The 22,770-nt window shown below is 48.1% G+C and carries 19 protein-coding genes; 8 read left to right on the forward strand and 11 right to left on the reverse strand.

The features are described 5' to 3' along the window. Position 1 precedes the first annotated feature (1 nt). The 4 genes from JUB14_RS07460 (at position 2) to JUB14_RS07475 (ending at position 2,806) form a co-directional block, all read left to right on the forward strand. Positions 2-943 (forward strand): LysM peptidoglycan-binding domain-containing protein, encoded by a 942-nt coding sequence (locus tag JUB14_RS07460; RefSeq protein WP_207505237.1) that lies wholly within the window; start codon positions 2-4, stop codon positions 941-943. Positions 944-1,018: 75 nt separating this feature from the next. Further along, complete coding sequence (locus tag JUB14_RS07465) at positions 1,019-1,237, forward strand: hypothetical protein (RefSeq protein WP_207505238.1); 219 nt, start codon at positions 1,019-1,021, stop codon at positions 1,235-1,237. After that, positions 1,218-2,024 (forward strand): TIGR02757 family protein, encoded by an 807-nt coding sequence (locus JUB14_RS07470; protein WP_207505239.1) that lies wholly within the window; start codon positions 1,218-1,220, stop codon positions 2,022-2,024. The genes JUB14_RS07465 and JUB14_RS07470 overlap by 20 nt, the downstream gene beginning before the upstream one ends. Positions 2,025-2,077: 53 nt before the next feature. Further along, the gene (locus tag JUB14_RS07475; protein WP_207505240.1) at positions 2,078-2,806 is read left to right on the forward strand and encodes a class I SAM-dependent methyltransferase; all 729 of its coding nucleotides are present in this window, start codon (positions 2,078-2,080) and stop codon (positions 2,804-2,806) included. Positions 2,807-2,888: 82 nt separating this feature from the next. Here JUB14_RS07475 and JUB14_RS07480 read toward each other — a convergent pair whose 3' ends face one another. The 7 genes from JUB14_RS07480 to JUB14_RS07510 form a co-directional block, all read right to left on the reverse strand. After that, on the reverse strand, positions 2,889-6,287 hold the full coding sequence (locus JUB14_RS07480; protein WP_374757796.1) for a ThuA domain-containing protein: 3,399 nt from the start codon (positions 6,285-6,287) through the stop codon (positions 2,889-2,891). Between the two features lie 163 nt (positions 6,288-6,450). Then, positions 6,451-6,870 carry a hypothetical protein gene (locus JUB14_RS07485; RefSeq protein WP_207505241.1) on the reverse strand — a complete coding sequence of 140 codons (420 nt, stop codon included), beginning with the start codon at positions 6,868-6,870 and terminating at the stop codon, positions 6,451-6,453. Between the two features lie 11 nt (positions 6,871-6,881). Beyond that, the gene (locus JUB14_RS07490) at positions 6,882-7,211 is read right to left on the reverse strand and encodes a hypothetical protein (protein ID WP_207505242.1); all 330 of its coding nucleotides are present in this window, start codon (positions 7,209-7,211) and stop codon (positions 6,882-6,884) included. Positions 7,212-7,489: 278 nt separating this feature from the next. Beyond that, on the reverse strand, positions 7,490-8,542 hold the full coding sequence (locus JUB14_RS07495) for a sugar phosphate isomerase/epimerase family protein (protein WP_207505243.1): 1,053 nt from the start codon (positions 8,540-8,542) through the stop codon (positions 7,490-7,492). Positions 8,543-8,577: 35 nt separating this feature from the next. After that, on the reverse strand, positions 8,578-9,060 hold the full coding sequence (locus JUB14_RS07500) for a four helix bundle protein (protein WP_310586117.1): 483 nt from the start codon (positions 9,058-9,060) through the stop codon (positions 8,578-8,580). Between the two features lie 26 nt (positions 9,061-9,086). Beyond that, a complete protein-coding gene (locus JUB14_RS07505; protein WP_207505244.1) occupies positions 9,087-10,232 on the reverse strand; it encodes a Gfo/Idh/MocA family protein in 1,146 nt (381 codons plus the stop codon). An 86-nt stretch (positions 10,233-10,318) separates the two neighbouring features. Then, positions 10,319-11,452: a Gfo/Idh/MocA family protein gene (locus tag JUB14_RS07510; RefSeq protein WP_207505970.1), complete on the reverse strand. Its 1,134-nt coding sequence runs from the start codon at positions 11,450-11,452 to the stop codon at positions 10,319-10,321. A gap of 242 nt (positions 11,453-11,694) precedes the next feature. On the opposite strand from JUB14_RS07510, the gene JUB14_RS07515 reads away from it, so the two are divergent. Beyond that, complete coding sequence (locus JUB14_RS07515) at positions 11,695-12,954, forward strand: MFS transporter (protein ID WP_207505245.1); 1,260 nt, start codon at positions 11,695-11,697, stop codon at positions 12,952-12,954. Positions 12,955-13,076: 122 nt separating this feature from the next. Here JUB14_RS07515 and JUB14_RS07520 read toward each other — a convergent pair whose 3' ends face one another. Together JUB14_RS07520 and JUB14_RS07525 are read right to left on the reverse strand one after the other, a co-directional pair. Then, positions 13,077-15,485, reverse strand: coding sequence for an endonuclease MutS2 (locus tag JUB14_RS07520; protein WP_207505246.1), 2,409 nt, complete (start codon positions 15,483-15,485; stop codon positions 13,077-13,079). 23 nt (positions 15,486-15,508) lie between these two features. Beyond that, positions 15,509-16,027 (reverse strand): DUF7935 family protein, encoded by a 519-nt coding sequence (locus JUB14_RS07525; RefSeq protein ID WP_207505247.1) that lies wholly within the window; start codon positions 16,025-16,027, stop codon positions 15,509-15,511. Positions 16,028-16,192: 165 nt separating this feature from the next. Between JUB14_RS07525 and JUB14_RS07530 the strand changes: the two genes are divergently transcribed. Then, complete coding sequence (locus JUB14_RS07530) at positions 16,193-16,522, forward strand: HesB/IscA family protein (protein ID WP_207505248.1); 330 nt, start codon at positions 16,193-16,195, stop codon at positions 16,520-16,522. 61 nt (positions 16,523-16,583) lie between these two features. After that, the gene (locus JUB14_RS07535; RefSeq protein WP_207505249.1) at positions 16,584-20,303 is read left to right on the forward strand and encodes a sensor histidine kinase; all 3,720 of its coding nucleotides are present in this window, start codon (positions 16,584-16,586) and stop codon (positions 20,301-20,303) included. A gap of 27 nt (positions 20,304-20,330) precedes the next feature. Here JUB14_RS07535 and JUB14_RS07540 read toward each other — a convergent pair whose 3' ends face one another. Beyond that, a complete protein-coding gene (locus tag JUB14_RS07540) occupies positions 20,331-20,903 on the reverse strand; it encodes an HNH endonuclease (protein WP_207505250.1) in 573 nt (190 codons plus the stop codon). Between the two features lie 270 nt (positions 20,904-21,173). On the opposite strand from JUB14_RS07540, the gene JUB14_RS07545 reads away from it, so the two are divergent. Continuing rightward, entirely contained in the window at positions 21,174-21,533 is a 360-nt protein-coding gene (locus JUB14_RS07545) for a CoA-binding protein (RefSeq protein WP_207505251.1), read from the forward strand. Positions 21,534-21,748: 215 nt separating this feature from the next. Here JUB14_RS07545 and JUB14_RS07550 read toward each other — a convergent pair whose 3' ends face one another. Next, positions 21,749-22,750 carry a 3-oxoacyl-ACP synthase III family protein gene (locus JUB14_RS07550; RefSeq protein ID WP_207505252.1) on the reverse strand — a complete coding sequence of 334 codons (1,002 nt, stop codon included), beginning with the start codon at positions 22,748-22,750 and terminating at the stop codon, positions 21,749-21,751. Between the last annotated feature and the right edge of the window lie 20 nt (positions 22,751-22,770).

Consider the following 22,770-nt stretch of genomic DNA (forward strand, 5'->3'; position numbering starts at 1 on the left):
CATGAAGAATCTGATTCGATTGACGTTGTTGCTGGTATGCTGTTTGACCGGAGTGGAATCGGCTCGGGCCGTGGGTACTACCCGCACAGCAGTAGTTCGCTTTGATTCGGTAGGCACTGAAACTGTAAATGGCAAAGTGTACATACTGCATAAGGTAAATCCGGGACAGACGATGTACGCGGTTATGCGCCGCTACAAGACCACAATTCAGGCTATTAAGGATGCCAATCCCGGAATCAATGACCAGCTAAAATTCGATCAGGTAATCAGGGTACCTTATGTGGCACCTCAAGGCAAGGTGCAGGTTGCTAAGGAAGAAGTAAAGGAGCAAAAGCCAAAGGAAGAAAAAGTAGCTGCCACCACACCGCAGAAGACTGCGCCCGCTGCTTCTGGTATACACAAGGTAGAGGCCGGTCAGACGCTGTATAGTATAGCCGTTAAGAATGGTGTACTTATGGCAGACATCCGCCGGTGGAACAACATGACTTCGGATAATGTTATGCTTGGGCAGGAGCTGATCGTTTCAGAGAGCGCTTACCTGGCGCGTCGCCCTAGTGAGGTTGTCGCGACTAATGATGTATCGGACTCAGCCCGTGCCAAGGCCGCCGTACCTGAGAAGGTAGTAAAGCCGGTCGAAGCTCCCGCACCTACCATGCCTATGGCGGGAAAGAAGATGCGGGAAACCGGACTTGCTGAGGTAATAGATACAGATGAAAGTACTAGCAAATTCCTGGCTCTTCATCGTAGTGCCCCCATTGGTACGCTAGTGCAGGTGAAGAATGAATTTAACCAGCAGACACTTTGGGTTAAAGTGATTGGACGGATACCTAATACCTCGGTTAACGAAGATATTGTAATAAAGCTGTCGGCTCGTGCTTTCGAACGGCTTTCACCCGATACCCGCCGATTTAGAGCTGAAATTAATTACATAGAGGCCAATTAAAGATTAAGTACTCCATATATCTGGTAAGTTAGACTCTTATAGTTAGAGCGCCAGACTTTGAATCAAATAGAGCAAATGAAACATTCACCCCAATACAGATCCAAGCGGGAAGAAGAGAGAGCTGCCCTTAAGAATACCACCGGCTATAAGGTGTGGAGCGTGATGTTTACGATCATGTATCCTTTCATTGCCATCTTTACCTTTATTTTTTCGGGTATAGTAATGTTTTTCTCAGGTATATCACGGGTATTGGCTTACCTGTTCAGAAGTAATCATGCCAGCCCCCGAAACTAACGCAGTCTCTATTGCTGTGCCGGGTTATGTTGCTGAGTTGCTTGAAAAAAAGTATGAGCAGTACAACCGGCCAGACTTTATCCCACAAGACCCAATCAGTATTCCGCACCGCTTTAGCCTAAAGCAGGATATTGAAATCATGAGCTTCTGGGCTTCCATCCTGGCGTGGGGCCAGCGTAAGACCATCATTAATAAGTGTCTGGAACTGGTTGAGCTAATGGATGGTGCTCCCTACGATTTTGTAAGAAACCATCAGGATAGTGATCTGAAGCGTTTCCTGGCTTTTAAGCACCGGACTTTCAACGCCACCGATACGCTATACTTCCTCCATTTCTTTCGGGACTTCTACCAGAAGCACGACTCATTAGAGGAGGCCTTCCTGCAAGGTATGAGTACCGGTGACCAAACCGTCGAAGGCGCCCTCAGGGGTTTTCATGACCTGTTCTGCTCCCTTGAAGATTTTCCTGCCCGTACTCGTAAACACATCGCGACACCTGTCCGTAAGTCATCGTGTAAGCGGCTGAATATGTTTTTACGCTGGATGGTACGCCAGGACGACCGGGGCGTGGACTTCGGTATCTGGACCCGTATTCAGCCCAGACAGTTGGTGTGCCCCTGCGATGTACACGTAGACCGCGTGTCCCGGCACCTGGGCCTTATTACCCGCCCCCAAACCGACTGGCAAACCGCTACCGAACTGACTGCTTCACTCCGGCAGCTTGACCCCAAAGACCCTATTAAATACGATTTTGCTCTTTTTGGATTGGGGATAGAGGGGTATGTGTAGCCTCAAACATTAATTAAAACAAGAGGTTAAGGGGGTAGCTAAAAGTCTTCCCTATGAAAATCCATCTAACCTTTGTTATTCTGGGCATTACTACCCTAAGTTGTTCTTCGTCTACTTCACAATCCAGGCAATCCTCAGATAGTACTGTATATACTTATAAGACAGCCTCCTCTGATGGTATTGGGAAAATGTACCTGGGGAGGGAGATTGCTCATGTAATGGGATTTGCCGGGGCTGCTTGGCTCGAGCGCGACGAGCGGCAGGAGGAAGAAAACACGGAGCTGGCTATCAGTAAACTACCTGTTGATAGCCGTAGTATAGTGGCTGATATTGGAGCGGGTACGGGGTATTACACCTTCAGGATTGCCAAACGGGTACCTCAGGGGAAGGTATATGCCGTAGATGTGCAGGATGAGTCGGTGCGTTTTCTTGAAAAGCGGGCAAAAGAGATAGGCGCTACAAATGTGGAGGCAGTCAAGGGTAGTGCTAAGTCCCCCAACTTACCAGCTAATACGGTGGATCTGGCGCTGATGGTGGATGTATACCATGAGCTGGAATACCCGCACGAAATGCTGCAGGCCATACATAAGTCTTTGAAACCGGATGGGAAACTACTGTTGCTGGAGTACCGGGCCGAGGACCTTGCGATACCAATCAAGAGGTTGCATAAACTAAGTGCGGTGCAGGCTAACAAGGAGCTGGCGGCAAACGGCTTCAAGCTCATTCAACGGGGAGACTTTCTGCCTATTCAGCACTTCCTCCTTTATCAGAAGGTGGAGTGATATGTTAAGTACTCACCCGATGTATAAAAGAAACGGGCGTGAAGCTTTTGCTCCACGCCCGTTTCTTTTATAATTTGGAGTATTACATACCTCCGTTCATGAACTCAATCCAATCTACTGAGAACAAAGGCTTGTCCTTAGCAGTAGGATTTTTGAACACAAAGAAAAGTTTGCGGCGGCGGTTGTCTGCCGGTACCTTAAGAGGTAAGGTAGCCTCTGAATTGAAGTCCGCTCCTATGGTCGTTTCTCCAATGGTTTGTCCTGTAGGGGAGTCAAGGCGTACCTCAAGGATACCGCCTGCCGTACGTGCACTGCTGGAGGTTGCTTTTACCTTCAGATTGCTAACTCCGGTCAGATCAATATCATCAAAGCTGAAGTAGCTTCCATCCTTTGTACCAACAACTATCTCGCTGGTAGTATTAGGCATTTTGAACTTCATGATGTCTTTACCTCCATCGTTCATACTAGCCTTTACACGAGCCGGACGTAGAGCTACTGAGCTCATACCAGTCATTGGGCCAATCTGTCCGTTACCTTTGTCAGTATAGGTTGCAGTGAAGATATATGAACCGTCTTTTGTCTGTGCTTTGGGAACGAAGTTACCCTGCAGAGCCATTTGATTCTCCTCTTTTTTGTTGTTAGCCAGTGACAGGATGTACTTCACCATTTCTTCGGCTTCATCCTGCTTCAGCTGAGGGTGAGCGCTCATAGCCTGCTCGCCCCATACACCACCACCACCTTTGATTACCTTCTCGGATAGTCTTTTTACAGCGTTGCGGTCACGCTGGTACTTCTTGGATACTTCCATGTAAGCAGGTCCTACGGATCTCTGATCCAGTGAGTGACATGCCTTACAGTCGCTTAACTCAATCAGACGACGGCCGGTAGAAAATCCGGTACCGGTCTGGTGTCCCTGAGCGAGTACCGCTTTGTCAAAGCCTTCCATGAAGTTAACGTTGAACATTACTTCGTCAGAAGGGATAGTACCTTTGTCCAGGCTACCGTCTTCCTTATCAGCTACTTTTACCTGATACTCAACCGGCTTGTTTTCCCAGTAGAAAGACTTGTTGCCTTTGATAGCGATATCAACCTTAGGTACATCGTTACCTACTTTGATGATCAGGTTAGTGGTACCGCTGTTACCGGCAGCATCAGTTACCTTCAGAGTAGCGGTATATTCACCGGGCTTAGAGTAGGTGAATTTAGGGTTAGCTTGGGTACTCTTAGGTAGTCCTTTACCGAAATTCCACTCATACTTAATAGCATCTCCGTCGAAATCTTTCGATCCCTGTGAGGTGAATGCCACCGTCAAAGGAGCAGCACCTACTGATTTGTCAACTTTGGCTTCGGCTACCGGAGGGCGGTTACCCGCATTGTAGGTAATACGTGACAGGCGGGCATCATCATTCTGAGCAAACCAGTTGCTACCGTATTCCAGCATATACAATGATCCATCCTTCGCGAACTGCATATCCATTGGGTGGCTGAAGCTGGCGTTAGGCATGAATTTCTCCATCATTACAAAGTCGCCATCCTTAGTCATTGTTACCGGGTTGATCCAGTTACGCATCCACTCATAAGCAAACAGCTTTCCGTCGTAGTAGCGGGGGAATTTAACCTTGCTATCGGCAGCGAAGTCATCGTAGTAGTATACAGGACCCGCCATGGCATTACGGCCACCTTTACCTACGATAGGACCAAAATCAGGTGACTCAGCGTAAGGATAGTAGATAAATGCTTTCTGCGCAGGAGGTAGCTCCTTCAGACCAGTGATGCGGGTTGAAGGGTTGATTGGCTTCTCAGGATCGAAGTAACGGCCGGCGGTACTATCGGAGAAGTCAAAGTTGCGGTAAGGCTTATTGTCACCTACGAATAGAGGCCAACCAAAGTACCCGGCTTTACGAGCCTGGTTGATCTCATCATGTCCACGTGGGCCACGCTTCGGGTTATCTTCGCCCGCATCAGGACCTACTTCACCCCAGTAGAGGAATCCAGTACGCTGATCCACCGAAATACGGTACGGGTTACGGTTACCCATTACGTAAATTTCGGGGCGAGCACCCTGAGTACCCTTAGGGAACAGGTTGCCTTCGGGAATATCATAACCACCTTCGGCACGAGGCTTAATACGCAGGATCTTACCGCGCAGGTCGTTGGTGTTACTTGATGAATTAAGGGCGCTGTACTTCTCGCGGCCCGGACGCTGGTCGATAGGAGCGAAGCCGTTTGAGAAGAATGGGTTGGTATTATCACCAGTTGAGAGGTACAGGTTGCCCTGACGGTCCCAGGCGATAGAACCACCCGTATGGCAGCAGTCATTCTGACCACCGATGCGGTGCTCAGCTACATTCAGGAGTAGCTGCTCGGTATCCATGAGCAGTTTGTTGTTGGTATCATCCCACTTCACACGTACCAGACGGTTGTTGGTATCGGGCTTAACAGCCGAGTAGTACAGGTACACCCAGCTATTGTCCTTAAAGTTAGGGTCAATGTTGATACCCATCAGACCATACTCACGCTCGAAGTGAACCGGAATGTTGTTGATGGTCTGGGTACTGTTGGTCTTTGGGTTGTACATCTTCACGGCACCCTTACGCTCGGTAAAGAGTACTTTGCCGTTGTCAAGTACTACCAGCTCAGTAGGCTCGTCCAGTTTGTCTACCAGTACAGTCCTGGTGAAGCGGTTCTCCTCGGGACGGGAGTTGCTATAGTCAAGCTTACCGGCCATTACGTACTGCAGACCACCCATCAGGTGCTTCTTGAATACAGGATCGCTGAACGTCTCATCGGCGTGGCCAAAGTTGGTATAGAAAGCTTTACCACCATCATACTCGTGGTACCAGGACATGGGGTGGTCATCACCCATCTTACCTTCTTTGTACGTTTTCTCGTCGATCTTCACCAGTACCTTTACGTCCTTGTTGAAGCTCTTGAAATCGTAAAATTCATCCTTGATCTTCCAGCGATCCGGGAAGCCCTTCATGGAAGGGTGATCGCGGTTAACCGGAAATGCTTCACCCATCTGTACATTGGGGTTGCCTGGATGGCTGGCAAAGTAAGCTCCGGACAGTTTGTTGTACCAGGGCCATTCATATTCAGTATCAGTGGCGGCATGTATACCTACATAACCTCCACCAGCCTGGATGTATCTTTCAAATGCAACTTGCTGTTCGTCATTGAGCACATCACCAGTTGTGCTTAGGAAAATTACGGCATTGTACTTTTTAAGATTCTGATCGGTAAAAAGGGCAGAATTCTCAGTAGTATCTACGGCAAATCCATTCTCTTTTCCCATCTGCATTATTGCCGCTTTTCCCGTAGGGATTGAAGCGTGGCGGAATCCCTGTGTTTTTGAAAACACAAGTACCCGCTTTCCGGGGGAGGTGTTCTGGGCGGCAGCCTGATATCCGCTAAAAGCAAGCAGACACATGCACATAGCCCACAAGGTCCCCTTTACATACATTTTAGAAAGGTCACACATTGTTATTAGGACTGATTGGGTTGGTTTTAAAATCTTTCAAAGTTACTACTCAAAACGTTACGTTTTAGTGAAATCTTGTGATTTTTCGATGAGTATAAACAGAAAATCCTGCCATTATCAAAAGACTGGCAGGACCCTTTTATACTTAATGTATTTCTTACAGCTACTTGGTACGTTCCAGTCGTAGCTTCGGCGAAGAGGGGCTATCCGGTACTACTTCCAGAATAGTACCGTCCAGCCTCAGAATGTTCCATGCTGTAACGGGAGCACAATCCACATAGGGACAGCTAGCCCAGTCGGTAAAAGTCAGTTGTTCAGCCGTGTACGTATAGGCTATGGGGATGCAGGGAATCTTACACGGATCGGTGGTCAGGGTATTGTTCAGGTAGTAGTCGATTTTTCCATCCGCCCTAAACTTTACCTCGACCTGTTCGTAATAAGTACCTGCCACCGAAGTCCAGGCAGAGTCCTGCTGCTGAATACCAATGTACTTCCACCTGCCGACCAGTGCCGGAGCAGGCGACTGCTCCCGGCAGTTTACCAGCATCAAAGCTATTCCGATAATCAGGACGATACGGTGCATAGGTAGTTGCTTTAAAAACGGTATTCTCTGGTTTTTCCGCCCGTCACCTGAACGGTACGATTAATGCAATTAGCGCCGCAGTACTGGAAGATATAGTTACCATGGTTCAGATCCGAGAATGTAATCTGCTGGGGACCACTGGCTGTGTTTTTGATTTCACCTTCGTAAAGCGGCAGTACTGATCCCGCCAGGTAAGCCGACTCGGTATACAGCGCGTATCGTACATTGCTGGCATTCAGGCGGATGTCCACACTACCTTCCATAGGTTCGGGTTCTGTCTGCTGGCAGGCCATTACACTAGTTGCTACCAGCAGGATACTCAGATTCTTCTTAGAGTTCATGCTACTCTTATTCTAAATTCTTTCGGTGAACAATTTTACTCTTCATGTAGAGCAGGTAAAGAGTGAATTGGTTGAAAGGTACATAAATTTTTATATTTAGCAGGGAGGGTACTTAGGGGGTAAGTTACGTATGACCGAAAACAAAGGCCAGCTACAGTGAGCTGGCCAGGTACTAAGACATGAGATAAAGAAACTGCCAAAGTAGGGTGCTATTATATGAAAAAGCCCACCAGTGGTATAGTCCACCGGCGGGCTTTGAATAAGTATAAAGCTGTATTTTACAGGCCTAGTACCTTACGGTTGAATGCTTCATCAGCACCTGTTCCGGCAAAGTCGTCGAATGCCTTCTCGGTAACCTGGATGATGTGGTCAGCGATGAACGGAGCGCCTTCGGCAGCCCCCTGCTCTGATGACTTGATGGCGCACTCCCATTCGAGTACCGCCCATCCATCGTAGTTGTATTGTGACAGCTTGGAGAAGATGCTGGAGAAGTCAACCTGACCATCGCCCAGTGAACGGAAACGACCGGCACGATCCACCCAGCCCTGGTAGCCGCTGTACACGCCCTGTCTGCCAGAAGGATTAAACTCAGCATCCTTAACGTGGAAAGCCTTAATACGCTCGTGGTAAATGTCGATGAACTGCAGGTAGTCGAGCTGCTGTAATACGAAGTGGCTGGGGTCGTAGTTGATGTTAGCCCGTGTATGATTGTCAACCGCCTCCAGGAACATCTCGAACGTAACACCATCATACAGGTCTTCGCCAGGGTGCAGTTCGTAACATACGTCAACACCTGCCTCGTCGAAAGCATCCAGGATAGGTCTCCAGCGCTGTCCGAGCTCTTTAAAGGCTGTCTCGACCAGACCTGCCGGACGCTGAGGCCAGGGGTACAGGAAGGGCCACAGTAAGGCGCCTGAGAAAGTAGGATGTGACTTAAGACCCATGTTCTGGCTGGCCTTGGCAGCGAGCTTCAGCTGCTGTACGGCCCACTCCTGCTGCTCTTTGGGGCTATTGGCCAGCTCAGCAGGTCCAAAACCAGCAAACATGGATGAATAAGCCGGATGTACGGCTACCAGTTGACCATGTAGGTGAGATGCCAGTTCCGTTACTTCTACACCAATGTCTTTTAGCTTTCCTTTCAGATCATCGCAGTAGGTTTTGCTTTCGGCTGCCTGCTTCAGGTCAATGAGGCGGCTATCCCAGGTAGGGATCTGAATCCCCTTGTAGCCAAGGTCAGCCATGTGCTGAGCAATCGTATCCAGGGAGTTGAAAGGAGCTTCTTCGCCCAGAAACTGAGCCAAAAATATAGCGGGTCCTTTTATTGTTTTCATGGTAGTTAATTTGGAATTAGTGATTGAGTGAATTGTCAATTATGTCCTCGTACAGTATGTCGGGCTTTTGCAAGGATCTCTAGAATCTCGGTAGTTTCGGCTTTCAGAGAAGCTAATTTTGATTCTTCAACAATTCCAGCCTCTCCAAGGATTTCCAGCCAAAATAAGGATTCGTCGGCTTCCTCTATGGTAATCGATAGCTTAGCGAAGAATTCAGCCTTACTTCTGGCTCTACAGGCGGCACGGTAATTGGCACCGGTGGAGGAGGCTGAGCGTAAAAGCTGTTTACCAATGATCCGGGCTTCTTCGGTAACAGGTAATGACTGGAAGAGCTTTATGTGGCGCAGAACCAGTTTCTTAGTCCTTAGCTTCATAGTATCAGCAAATTCAGATTTTGCCTGATACTGATATTCATTATTCTCCTCCACCCACCAGTCTTTATCCATAGCTGAAACAGCAAATACCCAGAACAAGAAAATATTGATTGAGAGAATGAGCGTAGAAAAATCTTCATTCACTCATTCTCTCAATCAATCATTCACAATTATATCTCCACCCACGCCTGCTTGCGGTTGCTTTCCAGGATTTTCTCGCAGATGAGAAGCTCGCGGTAGCCATCGGCAAAGGTTGGGAAGGTGGGGTTTTCAGGCTGCTTACCGGCTGCGATAGCGGCGTATACCTCCTTGAACATCTGCTTAGATGTATCAGGGAAACCTTCGTTATGACCACCGGGGAAGCTAATCACTGAGCGGGCCTCAGCGTGTACCAGAGACGGGTCACGCATAAGGGATTCGTTGTAGCCGTCGCGGTTACCGATCCACATTTCGTTAGGTGATTCTGAGTTCCAGGCGAATGTTTTCTTCGAACCGGCGATTTCCAGTTTCATCTGGTTCTTACGACCGGCAGATACCTGAGATACTGTAATCACACCGCGGTTGCCGTTGTCAAAGCGGAGCAGAACGTTGGCGTGGTCTTCGGTATTGATGGGTACATCAGCGTAGTCTTCGGGCTGAAGCATCTTGCCTGAGTACGTCTCAACCGGCTTCAGAGGCTTCTTACGGGTTTTGTGTATAGTATTGAAGTCGGCCATCACGGCTACGGTCTTCAGGCCGGTGATGTACTCGATGATATCCATCAGGTGAGAGCCGATATCGGCAATAGCCCGTGAGTCACCTGACTTGTCCGGCTCAAGGCGCCAGTTATAATCTGTTTCGTAGAACAGCCAGTCCTGCAGGTACGAGCCAATGATAGAGTATACATCACCCAGGTCACCCCGCTCGCGCATTACCTTCATCTGACGGGCCAGTGGGTAGTAGCGCAGGTTAAAGTGTACTGCATTGACCAGGCCGGTTTGAGCGGCCAGTTGTACCAGCTCTTCTGCTTCGGCCAGATCCTTAGCCAGAGGTTTTTCGCACACTACGTGCTTACCAGCCTCAAGGGCAGCCTTAGACTGTGAGTAGTGCAGAAAGTTAGGTGTACAAATATGGATACATTGAATGTCATCCTGCTTGAGCAGATCTTCAAAGGTGTAGTACCGTTCGATCCCCAATCCCTGTGCTTTTTCTTTGGCCAGCTCGGCGGTCACTTCGCAGAGAGCAGCTACTTCAACATTGTGTAAACGGCGTAGTGCTTCAATGTGAGCGGGTCCGATAAAACCTGTACCTACCACACCTACTTTAATTTTGTCCATACTGATTGGTTGATTAAAAAGATATTTAGTGAAACAAAAATTAATCTAGTTTATAAGTAGTTGGTTAGATGAAGTATAATCGGTTATTAATCCTGAAATGGAGTCCACTTTTGGGTTGATTCGCTGGAGGCAATGACGGTGTCGATAAACTTCATACCTCTAACTCCATCGTGAACGGTGGGAAAGTCGTACAAAGGATCGGGTTGTTCACCTCTCTGGTACGCCCGTACTGCCATGGCAAAGTTACGGTACAGGTTGGCAAATGCCTCAAGATATCCTTCGGGATGTCCGGCCGGAATACGGGTATGTACCATGGCTGATTCGGACAGGTGACCAATATTGGTCCGGATGATGCGTACACCCTCCTGAGTCTTATGAACTAGGGTATTGGGCTCCATCTGATGCCACTGCAGGCCACCGTGCTCGCCATACACCCGGATATTGAGGTCATTTTCTTCACCGTTAGCGATCTGACTAACTTGCAGAATACCTTTGGCCCCGTTTTCGAAATGCAGCAGAACATTACCATCGTCGTCCAGTAGTCGGCCTTCTACAAAAATGGTCAGATCGGCGCACATCTCGGTTATTCTGAGTCCGGTAATATACTCCGCCAGATTTTCGGCGTGGGTTCCGATGTCACCCATTCCTCCCGCAGCTCCCGAACGAGCCGGGTCAGTACGCCAGGCAGCCTGCTTGTTTCCGGTGCTTTCCAGCAGCGTTGACAGCCAGCCCTGAGGGTACTCTACGATGATTTTACGGATTTTGCCCAGTGCTCCCGACTGGATCAGGTGGCGGGCCTCCTTTACCATAGGGTACCCGGTGTAGTTGTGGGTAAGGCAGAACAGCAGACCAGTCTGATCAACCAGTGCAGCCAGTTCTTCGGCTTCCCGGGTGTTAAGCGCCAGAGGCTTATCACAAACTACATGGAAGCCATTTTCAAGAGCCATTTTGGCCGGACCGTAGTGAACGTGGTTAGGAGTTACAATACAGACAAAGTCCATCCGATCTCCTTCGGGTAGTTCTTTTTCTGCGAGGATCATCTCCTCGTAGTTGCCATATACACGGTTAGGGGGTAAGTAAAGGGCTTCTCCGGTAGATTTTGATTTTTCAGGACTGGAACTGAACGCTCCGCAGACCAGCTCTATTTCGCCGTCCATAATGGCGGCCCGGCGGTGAACGCCCCCAATAAAGGCATCCATACTACCTCCCACCATACCCATGCGAATTTTTCTTGGCATTACTGTTTGGTTTAGGTTTGTGAAAGAAATTACAGGGAAAAAGAGTAGCATTTTGCTCTCTTACTTCTTACAAAGGTAGCAAGTTCAAAAAAATCGCATAATACCTTCGATTATTATTAGTAGAAATGACACGTATTTCTTTTTTTTACGAAAATATTGGACAAATACCCGACTGAATCAGCTTTCAAAATCCTATCCTACTAACAACTAACTCTACTACTCTTATGAATCAAAATGTCAATGCAGATCGCCTCTTTCTAGGCAGTTGCTTTGCGCTCATTACTACTGCCTTTTCGTTCGCCATTCGTGCGGGTATCCTGCCCCAGCTAGGTGAGGAATTCGGCCTTAGTGCTGAGGAGCTAGGCTTTATTAATTCCATGTGGTTTTATGGTTTTCCTATAGCCATGATCGTGGGTGGTATTGTTTACCATAGTGTAGGGCCGCGTATTATCATGATGGTTGCCTTCGTAATGCATACACTGGGTATTATCATGACCATTTATTCTGGCGGATACAATGGCTTGTTGCTTTCTACGCTGTTCATAGGTATTGGTAACGGATGTACCGAGGCTGCCTGTAACCCTATGATCGCCGACTCGTACGCAGGTCAGAAAATGAATAAAATGCTTAGCCGTTTCCACATGTGGTTCCCCGGTGGTATCGTACTAGGTAGCTTGATATCGCTGGCTATGACCAAAATGGATATGGGCTGGCAGGCGCAGATCTGGATCATCATGATTCCTACGCTGATCTACGCATTCCTGTTCTGGGGACAGGCCTTCCCTAAAGCCAAGGTGGAAGGTGCTACCTCGCTATCTGAAAATTTCAGAGGAATGGTCAATCCGCTGTTTATTTTCATATTCCTTTTTATGGCGCTTACAGCTATTTCAGAGTTTGGTCCTCAGCAGTGGACAGCTATTATTCTTAGCAAGAGTGGCGCCGAGCCTCTGCTGATTCTGGCTCTGGTAACGGGTCTGATGGCCGTTGGGCGCTTCTTTGGTGGTCCGGTAATCGGCCGCTTCGGACAGACTGGCGTATTACTGGGCTCAGCTATTTTTACCACAATTGGTATTTACCTGTTCAGTAGCGTTACGGGTCCTATGGCATATTTAGCCGCTATATTCTTCGCTTTGGGAGTATGCTACTTCTGGCCAACCATGCTGGGCTTCGTAGCCGAGAAGGTACCCCTAAGTGGTGCATTGGGACTGTCACTGGTTGGTGGTATGGGTATGTTCTCTACCGCTATTTTCCAACCTATTATTGGTGGCTGGATTGATGAACACCGGGCTGAAATGGCCGCTCAGGGACTCTCAGGAGATGCTCTGGAACTGGCTGCCGGACAAGCTACGCTGTTGAATATGACTACTTTCCCGATTATCCTGATCGTAGCCTTTACAGTACTGTTTTTCTGGATGCGCAGTCGCAACGCAAAAGGCCGTCATGGCATGCCTGAATCAGAGGTACTGCAGCAGCCACAATTGTAAAAAATAATGCTGTAAATAAAAGAAAGGGCCGCCTCCATGATGGAAGCGGCCCTTTCTTTATGGCATTCAAATAAAATATATTATTAGCTAATCTCTAACCACCTAATGCCTATAAGCTCTCACTACCGCATCTTCACTACCGTAACGCCTGCACCGCCACGGTCGGCATGCTCATCCTGCATGGAGGCCACGTGCGGGTAGGTACGCAGGTGCGTACGGACCAGATTGCGCAGGATACCGTCACCCTTGCCGTGCAAGACCCGGATCTCGCCGTAGCCCAGCATCACAGCATTATTCATAAACTGATCCAACTCCACAATGGCTTCTTCGCCGCGTTTGCCACGAATATCCAGGTTGAAGCTGAAATTCATCATGCGCTCGTTCAGGTCTACGCCGCCGGTAAAGCTCCGGGTTTTCTTTTCACCGGTAGCCTCTTTATAGGTTTTCTTTGATACCTTTTCGAGCCGGTTGAGCTTCACGTTCGACTTCAAATCTCCGATGCGTATTTCAGCGTCCTTGCCTTTTAGGGCCAGTACTTCCCCAATGGCTGTCTGGCCGTTGATCCGTACGTAGCTACCTACTGTGATAGCGCCGCTTTCAGGCTCGTAATCGACTTCGGTATCAACCACCTCGGCAACGGCCTCGGCCTGCAGGTTTTTCTTAGCAAAGCGCTCCAGGTCGGTACGTATTTCACGGGTAGCTTCCTTCTCAGCTTTATTTTCCTTGATCTCACGGATCGTATTCTCAATCCGCTGGTTAGTTTCGGCCAGGAGGGTACGTGCCTTTTGCTTCGCCTCGTTGACGATACGCTTCTCATTGTTTTCCAACGAGGTTTTGAGAGCGGTATATTCAGCTAGCTGCTGAGCCAGCTTTCGTTCTTTAATACCTATTTCCAGATTCTTCTCCGCAAATACCCGGCGCTCGATATCCAGTTCTTTGAGCAGCTTTTCAAAATTCACCTGCTGGGTACCCAGTTTTTGCTGAGCCCGCTCAATGACGCCCTTAGGCAGCCCTATCTTGAAAGCAATCTCGAAGGCAAACGAACTACCCGGCTTGCCAATCTCCAGCTGGTAGAGGGGCTCGAGGTGCTCGCCATCAAAGCGCATGGCTCCGTTTACTAAGCCTTCGGTTTTGTCGGCCAGTACTTTCAGGTTAGTGTAGTGCGTATTGACCACACCGTAAGCGCCTGATTGAGTCAGGTCTTCCAGAATTGCTTCGGCAATGGCACCACCTAGTCCCGGCTCAGTACCCGTACCAAACTCATCGATCAGGAAGAGGGTACGTTTGGTAGCACGGGCCAGAAACTGACGCATATTGGTCAGATGAGAGCTGTAGGTACTCAGATCATTTTCCAGCGATTGCTCATCACCAATGTCGATGAAGATATTCTGGAAGATACCCATAGTAGAACCTTCGGCCATAGGTACCAGCAACCCGCACTGGTACATGTACTGGATCAGCCCGATGGTCTTTAAGGAAACGGATTTACCACCGGCGTTCGGACCCGAAATGATCAGGATACGCTGCTTCTGGTGGAGTTCGACGCTCAGGGGTACTACCTTTTTGCCCTGCTTCTGGAAAGACAGGTGCAGCAGAGGGTGCCGCGCATCGCGCCAGGCCACAAACTGCTTGTTTTCAAAATACGGATTGATGGCATCCAACTGAACAGCCAGCTTCGCCTTAGCTCGCAGGAAGTCCATCAGGCCCAGAAACTGGTAGGCCTTGTTGAGCTCGGGCAGATAGGGGCGTAATTGATCAGTCAGTTGGATCAGGATACGGTTGATCTCGCGTCGCTCTTCGTATTCAAGCTCACGAATGGCATTGTTGGATTCAAATACTTCCGTGGGCTCTATAAATACCGTCTGACCAGTAGCTGATTCGTCATGGATAAAGCCTTTCAGCTTGCGCTTGTGCTCGGCGGCAATAGGTATTACCATACGGCCATTTCGGACGGTCAGTGATACATCATCGCCAATCCAGCCGCTGTTTTTGGCTGTACGCAGGATCGAGTCTAGTTTCTTGCGCATACCAGCCTGCTCGGCGATGAGCTGACGACGTATCCGGGCCAGTTCGGGAGAGGCATTGTCACGTACCTGGCCGCGATCATCTATTACACGGTCAATGGCTTCGGTCACGCTACGCTCCACCCGGATAGTCTGAGCGTACTCACTCAACAGCGGAAACTCCTCCGGTTCGTGTTTCTCAAAGAAGCGCAGACACTGACGTATGGTATTCAGCGAAACCTTGATATCATAAAATTCAGCCTGAGTGAGCAGCATACCTTCGATGGCAGCCCGCTTCAGGTAAGGGGTAGCGTCGAGGTAGTTTTGTGATGGGAACTCTTCGCCGTACTGCACGACCTGCTTCATCTCAGCAGTCTGTCGTACCAGTTTATCTACCAGTCCAAAATTGTCAGAAAAACGAATTTTTTCAACAAAAGAACGCCCCAATGGACTTACGCAAGCTTCAAGAAGCCATTCGCGGAGGCGATCAAAACCTAATTTTTGTTCTATATTATTGGGGTATAGCATTGTATCGTTAAAGTGCGCCTTCCTTAGAACACTGACTGAATCTCCTGCTTCAGGACTTTCAGCGCGTGAGTAGAAGGTTGTATGTCTTGTTGAATTACTTTTTCAAAAATTTTACGCGCCAGATCATTAGCCGGAGCATCGGCCTCTACTTCGCCAGCCGCCTGGTTAATCAGTGAAACTACTTCGTTCATGGCCTTTTTTATCTCCTCCCAGGCATCGTTACTCATATAGACCTGCTGAGCCAGGTTGTGGTTGAATTCTTCACGGATCTCACTCAGAAGTACCTGCTGGAAGTCCAGGGAGCTGGTAGCGGAACCCGCCAGCCGGACTAACAGGTTATTAGGCGTGATGCGTTCCAGAAACAGGCACATTCGCTCGTAGGCCTGTAAACGAAGTGGGAGTACTGTTTCACTGTTTTTGCTCCGAATGTCCCATCTTTGTTTTTCAAATACACTGCGTGCTACCGTTGTGATTGTTAAATAAAGGCCGAACATAATAATGCCCGCAACCAGGGCAATCGTAAGCAGTGAATACAGTTCCATTATGTTGAGTTTAGTTTTATAGAACAACCTTAGCAAAATGCAAAAGTACACTTTTACATAATACATAAAGGTTATTCCAGCCAGGCTGACTGCTTCACACTAGCGTACAGGATACGTACAGTGTAGATCAGCAAGTGGTCTGGTAGCTTATACTAGTTATTTACAATGAGTATACAAGAGAAAAACAATGATTTGGCAGCTCCGGTTCGCATTACTGAGCGGGCGCAGCTTGAAATTACAGATACACTCACCGCCAATAAAATACCAGATAGTTATGGTCTGCGGATAGGCATGAAAGGAGGCGCATGCAGTGGTACCTTTTTGCTGGGTTTTGATACTGCAGGAGCTATGGATCAGGAGTATTTAGTGGATAATGTGAAAATAATTATTGACCGCCGTCACCTGATGTATGTGTTAGGAGTAATAGTTGATTATGAGGAAGGTAGCTTTGGTAGAGGATTTACTGTATATTCGCCGGACAAGGTAGATTTGTAGTCAAAATAATTTTTGGCACGATTATCGATAGGGACAGTGAGTTGTTATTCCACTACTAACGTTGAAGTACTTTAGAAAATATCCTTTCCTGGCAGCTACGCTGGCGTCCCTGGTGCTGGCAGTGGGCTTTTATTTACTGGAAAGCGGGACTAAACTACGGAAAGCGTACCTGGAGTCAGTGCAGAACCGGGTTGATGAGCAGGTAGAGATAGCTCAGCAGGATATGCAGCAGGTAGTAGAACAGCTCAAAGCTTCCAAGCCCGGATCCGAAAATATAAACTACCTGGCTAGTCAGCATCCTTACTATCTGTACCGCAACGGGCGGCTCGTTATGTGGTCAGACTACAAACTGGTACCTGCCTATCAGGATCTGGCCAGGCATCAGGCGCCGGGGTTGATCGATCTCCCGCAGGGACAGTATATACTCCTGCGCACCACTACTACACACGGGGGAAAGCGCTACGACCTTTTCTCTCTCATTAACCTATATCGTCGTTACAGGACGGATAATAGCTATCTTCAGTCAGGTTTTAACAAAAAAGTTTTTTCGGCATCACCGCGTTCAATCAGCGGTCCTCCCTTCTCCACTAGTGAGGTGATCGTAGGGCCGGGAGGCAAAGGCATGTTTACAGTCGAAATACCCGAAACGGCTATCTATTACAGCCATTCAACTTCGCTGGCTACGATTTCGCTGCTGCTGCTTTCATCAGTATTCTTTGCTATCCACGTATTTTTTTCAGTACTGCGCTTACGGAGTCGCTATCGTTATGGGTTGGCCTTCTTTTTACTGGCTGGCTACCTGGTGGTGTTGCGGGCGCTGATGATTGCTTTTTCTATCCCCTATGTTTTCTACGGAGGAGAAGTATTTAGTCCGGAGTACTACAACGCTTCCCGGTTAGTACCGTCGTTGGGTGATATGCTCCTTAATGCCATTGCTGCGATCCTGCTACTATTCTATGTTACCAGTATCTATTACCGCACCACATGCTATCAGTGGCTTATTCATCGGTCTGAATTTGGTAAGACTATCTTTTCTTTCCTGATCCTGCTGCTAAGCTACGGGCTTTTTTATGGGTTCTACCGGGAGCTGAGCAACCTGTACGAGAAGTCAAACTTTACGCTGGATATTACTCTAAGTATATCATTTGGCTCACTCAAGATTGTTTGCCTTCTGACATTCGTAGCCCTGTCTATCATTTATTTCCTGCTGATACACCTGCTCATGGGGATATTTCTCCGTCTGAATAAGCAGGTCACGAAAGGGCTGATCATTATTGTTGTATCAACCCTGCTAACCTGGGTAATTGCCTGGGTACTGGATATCTGGCTTGAGTGGGTATTCCTGGCCCATACGATGTACCTGTTCCTACTGTATTTGATGCGTCTACCTAAGACTTTCTACGGTTTCAGGTATTCAACTACGATCTACTATTTTCTCGGAGCTATTACCTGTGCTCTGGCAGGTACTTATGTGGTACATCAGGAAGAGGTTATAAAAGATATTCTGAATAAGAAGGAGTTTGGGGAACAGCTATTGAACGAGAACGACCCTTACACAGAGTTTTTGCTCAAGAAGACCAACGAAGCAATTGCCGGTGATAGCACTATTCAGGTAATACTTAAAAACAAGGCATTGCTGTCGCGGGAGCTGATTCAGCAGAAAATTAAGAGTACTTACCTGGATCAGTACCTGTATAAGTATGATGTAGAGGTAGTATCATTTGATGCTGAGGGAAAGCCGCTGGATCACCAATCCAAAGCGCTCGACTTTGCGCATTATCAAAACCTGTTTCACAAATCGACCTATTCTACCGATTTTAACGGGATCTATTTTGTCAATCAACCGGACAAAGGATTTGCCAAACAGTACATAAGCTTTGTGAAGGTGCAGCAGGATTCCACTGACCTGGGGCATATTGTACTTGACCTTAAGCAAACGGTAGAGATGCCCAAGAACACTTATCCGGAGTTACTGCTGGATGAGCGTTTTGTGCAGGCGGTCGAAACCCGTCAGTACAGCTATGCTATTTATGGTCCTAAGGCCCGCCGGGTGTACAGCAGTGGTACCTACAACTATGATGGCAAGTTCCCGCTCTATCTGTTGGGGGAGGGAGTGTTGTTTGAGAAAGGAGTATCATTGAATGGTTACCGCCACGTAGGTGTCGTCGGATCTAGTAACCGGAAGATTGTTGTGTCGTCCAAAGAGTGGGCCTGGAAGGGTGTTCTGGCTAATTTTTCCTTTCTGTATTTGATACTGGTGGTATTTGTCGCTATCGTGATAGCAATTCATACAGTCAGGCATAGCTTTTCGGCGATGAAGCTGACCTATTCAACCAAGATTCAGGTACTGCTTAATACCGTATTTATCTTTCCCCTGCTGATCATCCTGTTCTTTATCCTGCGCATAGTGTATAGCAACTATGCAGAAAGTCAGGAGGGAATGTATCTCAATAAGACCTACAATATAGCTTCCAACATCTCAGAGTTTGTATCTGATTTCCAGCAGGGAAAAATGAGTAAGGCTTATCTGGAGCAGAAGGTACAACAGATTGCTCATGATGCTGACCTGGAGATTAACGTCTATACTACTAATGGTAACTTGCTGCTGGCAACCAATCCGCTGATGTACCAGTCGGGGCTTTTAGCCAACTACATCAACCCGCAGGCTTTTCAGCGTATCATTAACGAAAAGGATAATCTGATGCTGCTGAAGGAATCATTAGGCTCAAAAGAGTACAACACAGCCTATGTAGGACTACAGTCAAATGAGCAGAATCTGATGGGAGTGGTAGGTATACCGTATTTTGACTCGAAACCGGATCTGGACCGTCAGATCATCGATATCGTAGCCTCTATCTTGATGGTGTTTACGGCTATGCTTCTTGTGTTCCTGGGGGTATCTTATTTTGCTTCTAATCTGTTGATAAATCCGCTGCGGGTACTGACACGTAAAATCGGCCGTACTAATCTTAACCAGCTCAACGAGCCTATAGACTGGCGCTCCAAGGACGAGATAGGGTTGCTGATCAAGCAGTATAACCGGATGCTTGTCAACCTGGAAGAGAACAAGCAGGTACTGTCAGCCAACGAGAAGCAGTCGGCATGGCGGGAAATGGCCAAGCAGGTAGCGCATGAAATCAAGAATCCGCTGACCCCAATGAAGCTTACGCTGCAACAGCTCCAGCGTACTATACATCGTGATGATCCTCAGGCGCTCGAGAAAGTAAGCCGGGCTATGGAATCTATTATTGAGCAGATTGATAATATAGGCCATATAGCCCAGTCCTTTTCGGACATAGCCAAAATGCCTCTTCCACAAAAAGATGTGTTTGAAGTAACGTCGGTTATTACCAAGGCATCCGAACTGTACGCCAATGACCACAAGATTATCCTGTACCGCGATATTCAGAAGGGACCCATCTATATCACCGGAGACCGGAAGCTACTAGGATCTACCATATCCAACCTGATCATCAATGCGAAGCAGTCTGTGCCGGAAAGCCGTAAAACCATTATCAGCATCAAGCTCTATACGCATAATGACGATTTGCTGATCGAGATCAAGGACAACGGCTCAGGAATACCCAAGAGCATTCATAACAGGGTATTCCTGCCGAACTTTACAACACGCGCCGGGGGGTCCGGATTAGGTCTTGCCATGGCCAAGCGTATAGTTGAGCATGCCGGTGGCAATATCTGGTTTGAGACGGAAGAAAACTCGGGTACCACCTTCCACCTGTCCATACCCCTCGCCGAGCAATATAGCCAGAGTTACCCCTGACCGTACCGGAGATACAATAAGTTACTTTTAATCTTCTACGGTAACATGTTTCCAGTTTTCACCGGAGCGTATTCTGTTCAGCTGTGTGTGTGTAATACCAAATTGCTTAGCGATCATCTTAAGACGGTTTTTCTCGTTCTTAAGTAGTTTTTTTATCATCTTCACCTTACTCTCAGTAAGCTTGTAGTTGCTGGTACGGCGGGGCATCACCCGGTTTTTCAGGGCAGGATTCTCCCGGTTATGGTCGGCCATTTCGTCCTTGGTAACCCATTTCAGATTTTCGTAGTAGTTATTCTGCTTGTTGTAATCAAGATGAATAACATACTTCTGAATCTCCTCCTGCCTGTCCAAAAAGTACTCTGCTACCAGCTTGTGTACGTAGCGGTTAAGCGTACGACCACCTGCCGCCCGTATGTTAAGGGAGCGATAGCCTTGTATCACTGAGCCCTTAATAATGCTACCGTCCTTAGGGTCATTCTGAAAACTTTTCAGGCGCCCATAGTTGGAAACTTCATAGTGGGGAGCATCCTCGATATCCTCAAATTTGATTCTCTTCCACACCTCATTCCAGTAGTTACCGTTTTTCTTGATATCGCTCATAAGTTGATAAAAGTGGGGGTAAACCTGTTTAACATTTTCTTTAACACGTTTAACAAAAATAATGTTTTTGAAATTGTGATAAAATAGAAATAAATTAATTCTTAGTGGTTTAGAGTAAAAGTAGTCCTTCGGTTACGTGCAACTTTTGTTGTACATAGCTGCCTCATTCAAAGCTATTCAACCGGGTGTGGTTGGGTAGCCAGTAGAAACTTTTCCGGTTTTGAACTGTTCTATACATACGTTACGTACAGATCTTTAGATTACTAGTTTATGAAGAAAACGCTCATTATTGGAGCCAGTACTAATCCGTCGCGTTACGCGTACATAGCGGCGCATCGCCTGAAGGGGTTTGGACACCAGATAGTACCCCTCGGAATGAGAGAAGGAGAGGTGGCCGGTGAAAAGATTTTGACTGAAAAGGTTTCCTTAGATGATATTGATACAGTGACACTCTACGTAGGGCCACGTAATCAACCTGACTACTACGATTATATTGTGTCATTGAAGCCGAAGCGGGTTATTTTTAACCCCGGCACTGAAAATGATGAACTGGAAAACCTACTCAGAGAGGAAGGAATAGAACCCCTGGAAGCCTGCACGCTGGTGATGCTTTCGACAGGGCAGTACTAGTTAGTGATTATGTGAATGAGTGAGTGTCGAATGTCAATTGCAGAGTGTTGATATTCTGAAGTACTAGGTAGAGCCGAATTATTGTAGGAGTTGTGTTGCAGTAAACTGCTTCGGCACCTCCTTACCCACAGTCTTTTTCCTGGTACTTTCCTTTTTACACACTAAAATACAATCCACCACTGCGGTGGCCGCTCATTCACCATTGCTCCACCTACCTACCACCTGATCAGCGCTGAAGCCCAGGTGAATCCACTCCCAAAGGCGGCCAGACACAGCAGGTCACCTTCCTTAATACGTCCCTGCTCCCAGGCCTCAGCCAAAGCAATGGGTATGGAGGCCGCTGTCGTGTTGCCGTAGCGCTGAATATTATTGACTACCTGTTGTTCGGATAGCCCCATCTGCTGTCGTACGTATTCGCTGATGCGAATATTGGCCTGATGAGGTACCAGCAGGTCTATATCACCCGGTGTCAGACCATTGGCAGCCAGGGCTTCCTCAATTACTTCCGAAAATCGTAGCACGGCATGCTTGAATACCGCATTGCCATTCATAACTACATCAAAGCCTCCTTCGTCGACCATCTCTTTGGTAGCGGCCCGGTTAGGCCGGCTACTGCCGGGTTCACGTACATACAGGTCTTCGGCGTAGCGGCCGTCAGCGTGCAGATGGGTAGACAGGATGCGGTGATCGAGTGATGGTGTAGCCTGCAGTACGGCGGCTCCGGCCCCGTCGCCAAATATAACCGCCACGTTACGACCGGCGGTACTCTTATCAATCCAGGTAGATTGTATCTCTGAACCTACTACCAGGGCTGTACGGTACATGCCTGACTTGATAAACTGATCGGCAATGGACAGGGCGTACACAAAGCCTGAGCACTGCTCCCGAATATCGATAACCGGCTTACCCTCCATGCCCAGCTCTCGCTGCATCAGGAAAGCTGATCCGGGAAAAAAGTAGTCAGGGGTAATAGTGGCATACACGATGACATCAACAACGCCGGGAGAGAGGCCGGCCCGATCCAGCGCCTGACGGGAAGCTGCCGCGGCCATACTGGCGTTGGTATCCTTGCCATAGGTAAAGTAACGGCGCTCCCGGATACCGGTTCGCTCCTGTATCCACTCATCGGATGTTTCCATCCATTGGGTAAGATCCTGGTTCGTGACCACATTCTCCGGTACATAGTAGCCGAGTCCTGTGATACGTGAATAAGTCATGGGCCTGTGCAGCGAGTGGG

Origin of the sequence: Telluribacter humicola, assembly GCF_017355935.1 — a bacterium.
In the GTDB taxonomy this organism is placed as follows: Bacteria; Bacteroidota; Bacteroidia; order Cytophagales; family Spirosomataceae; genus Telluribacter; species Telluribacter humicola.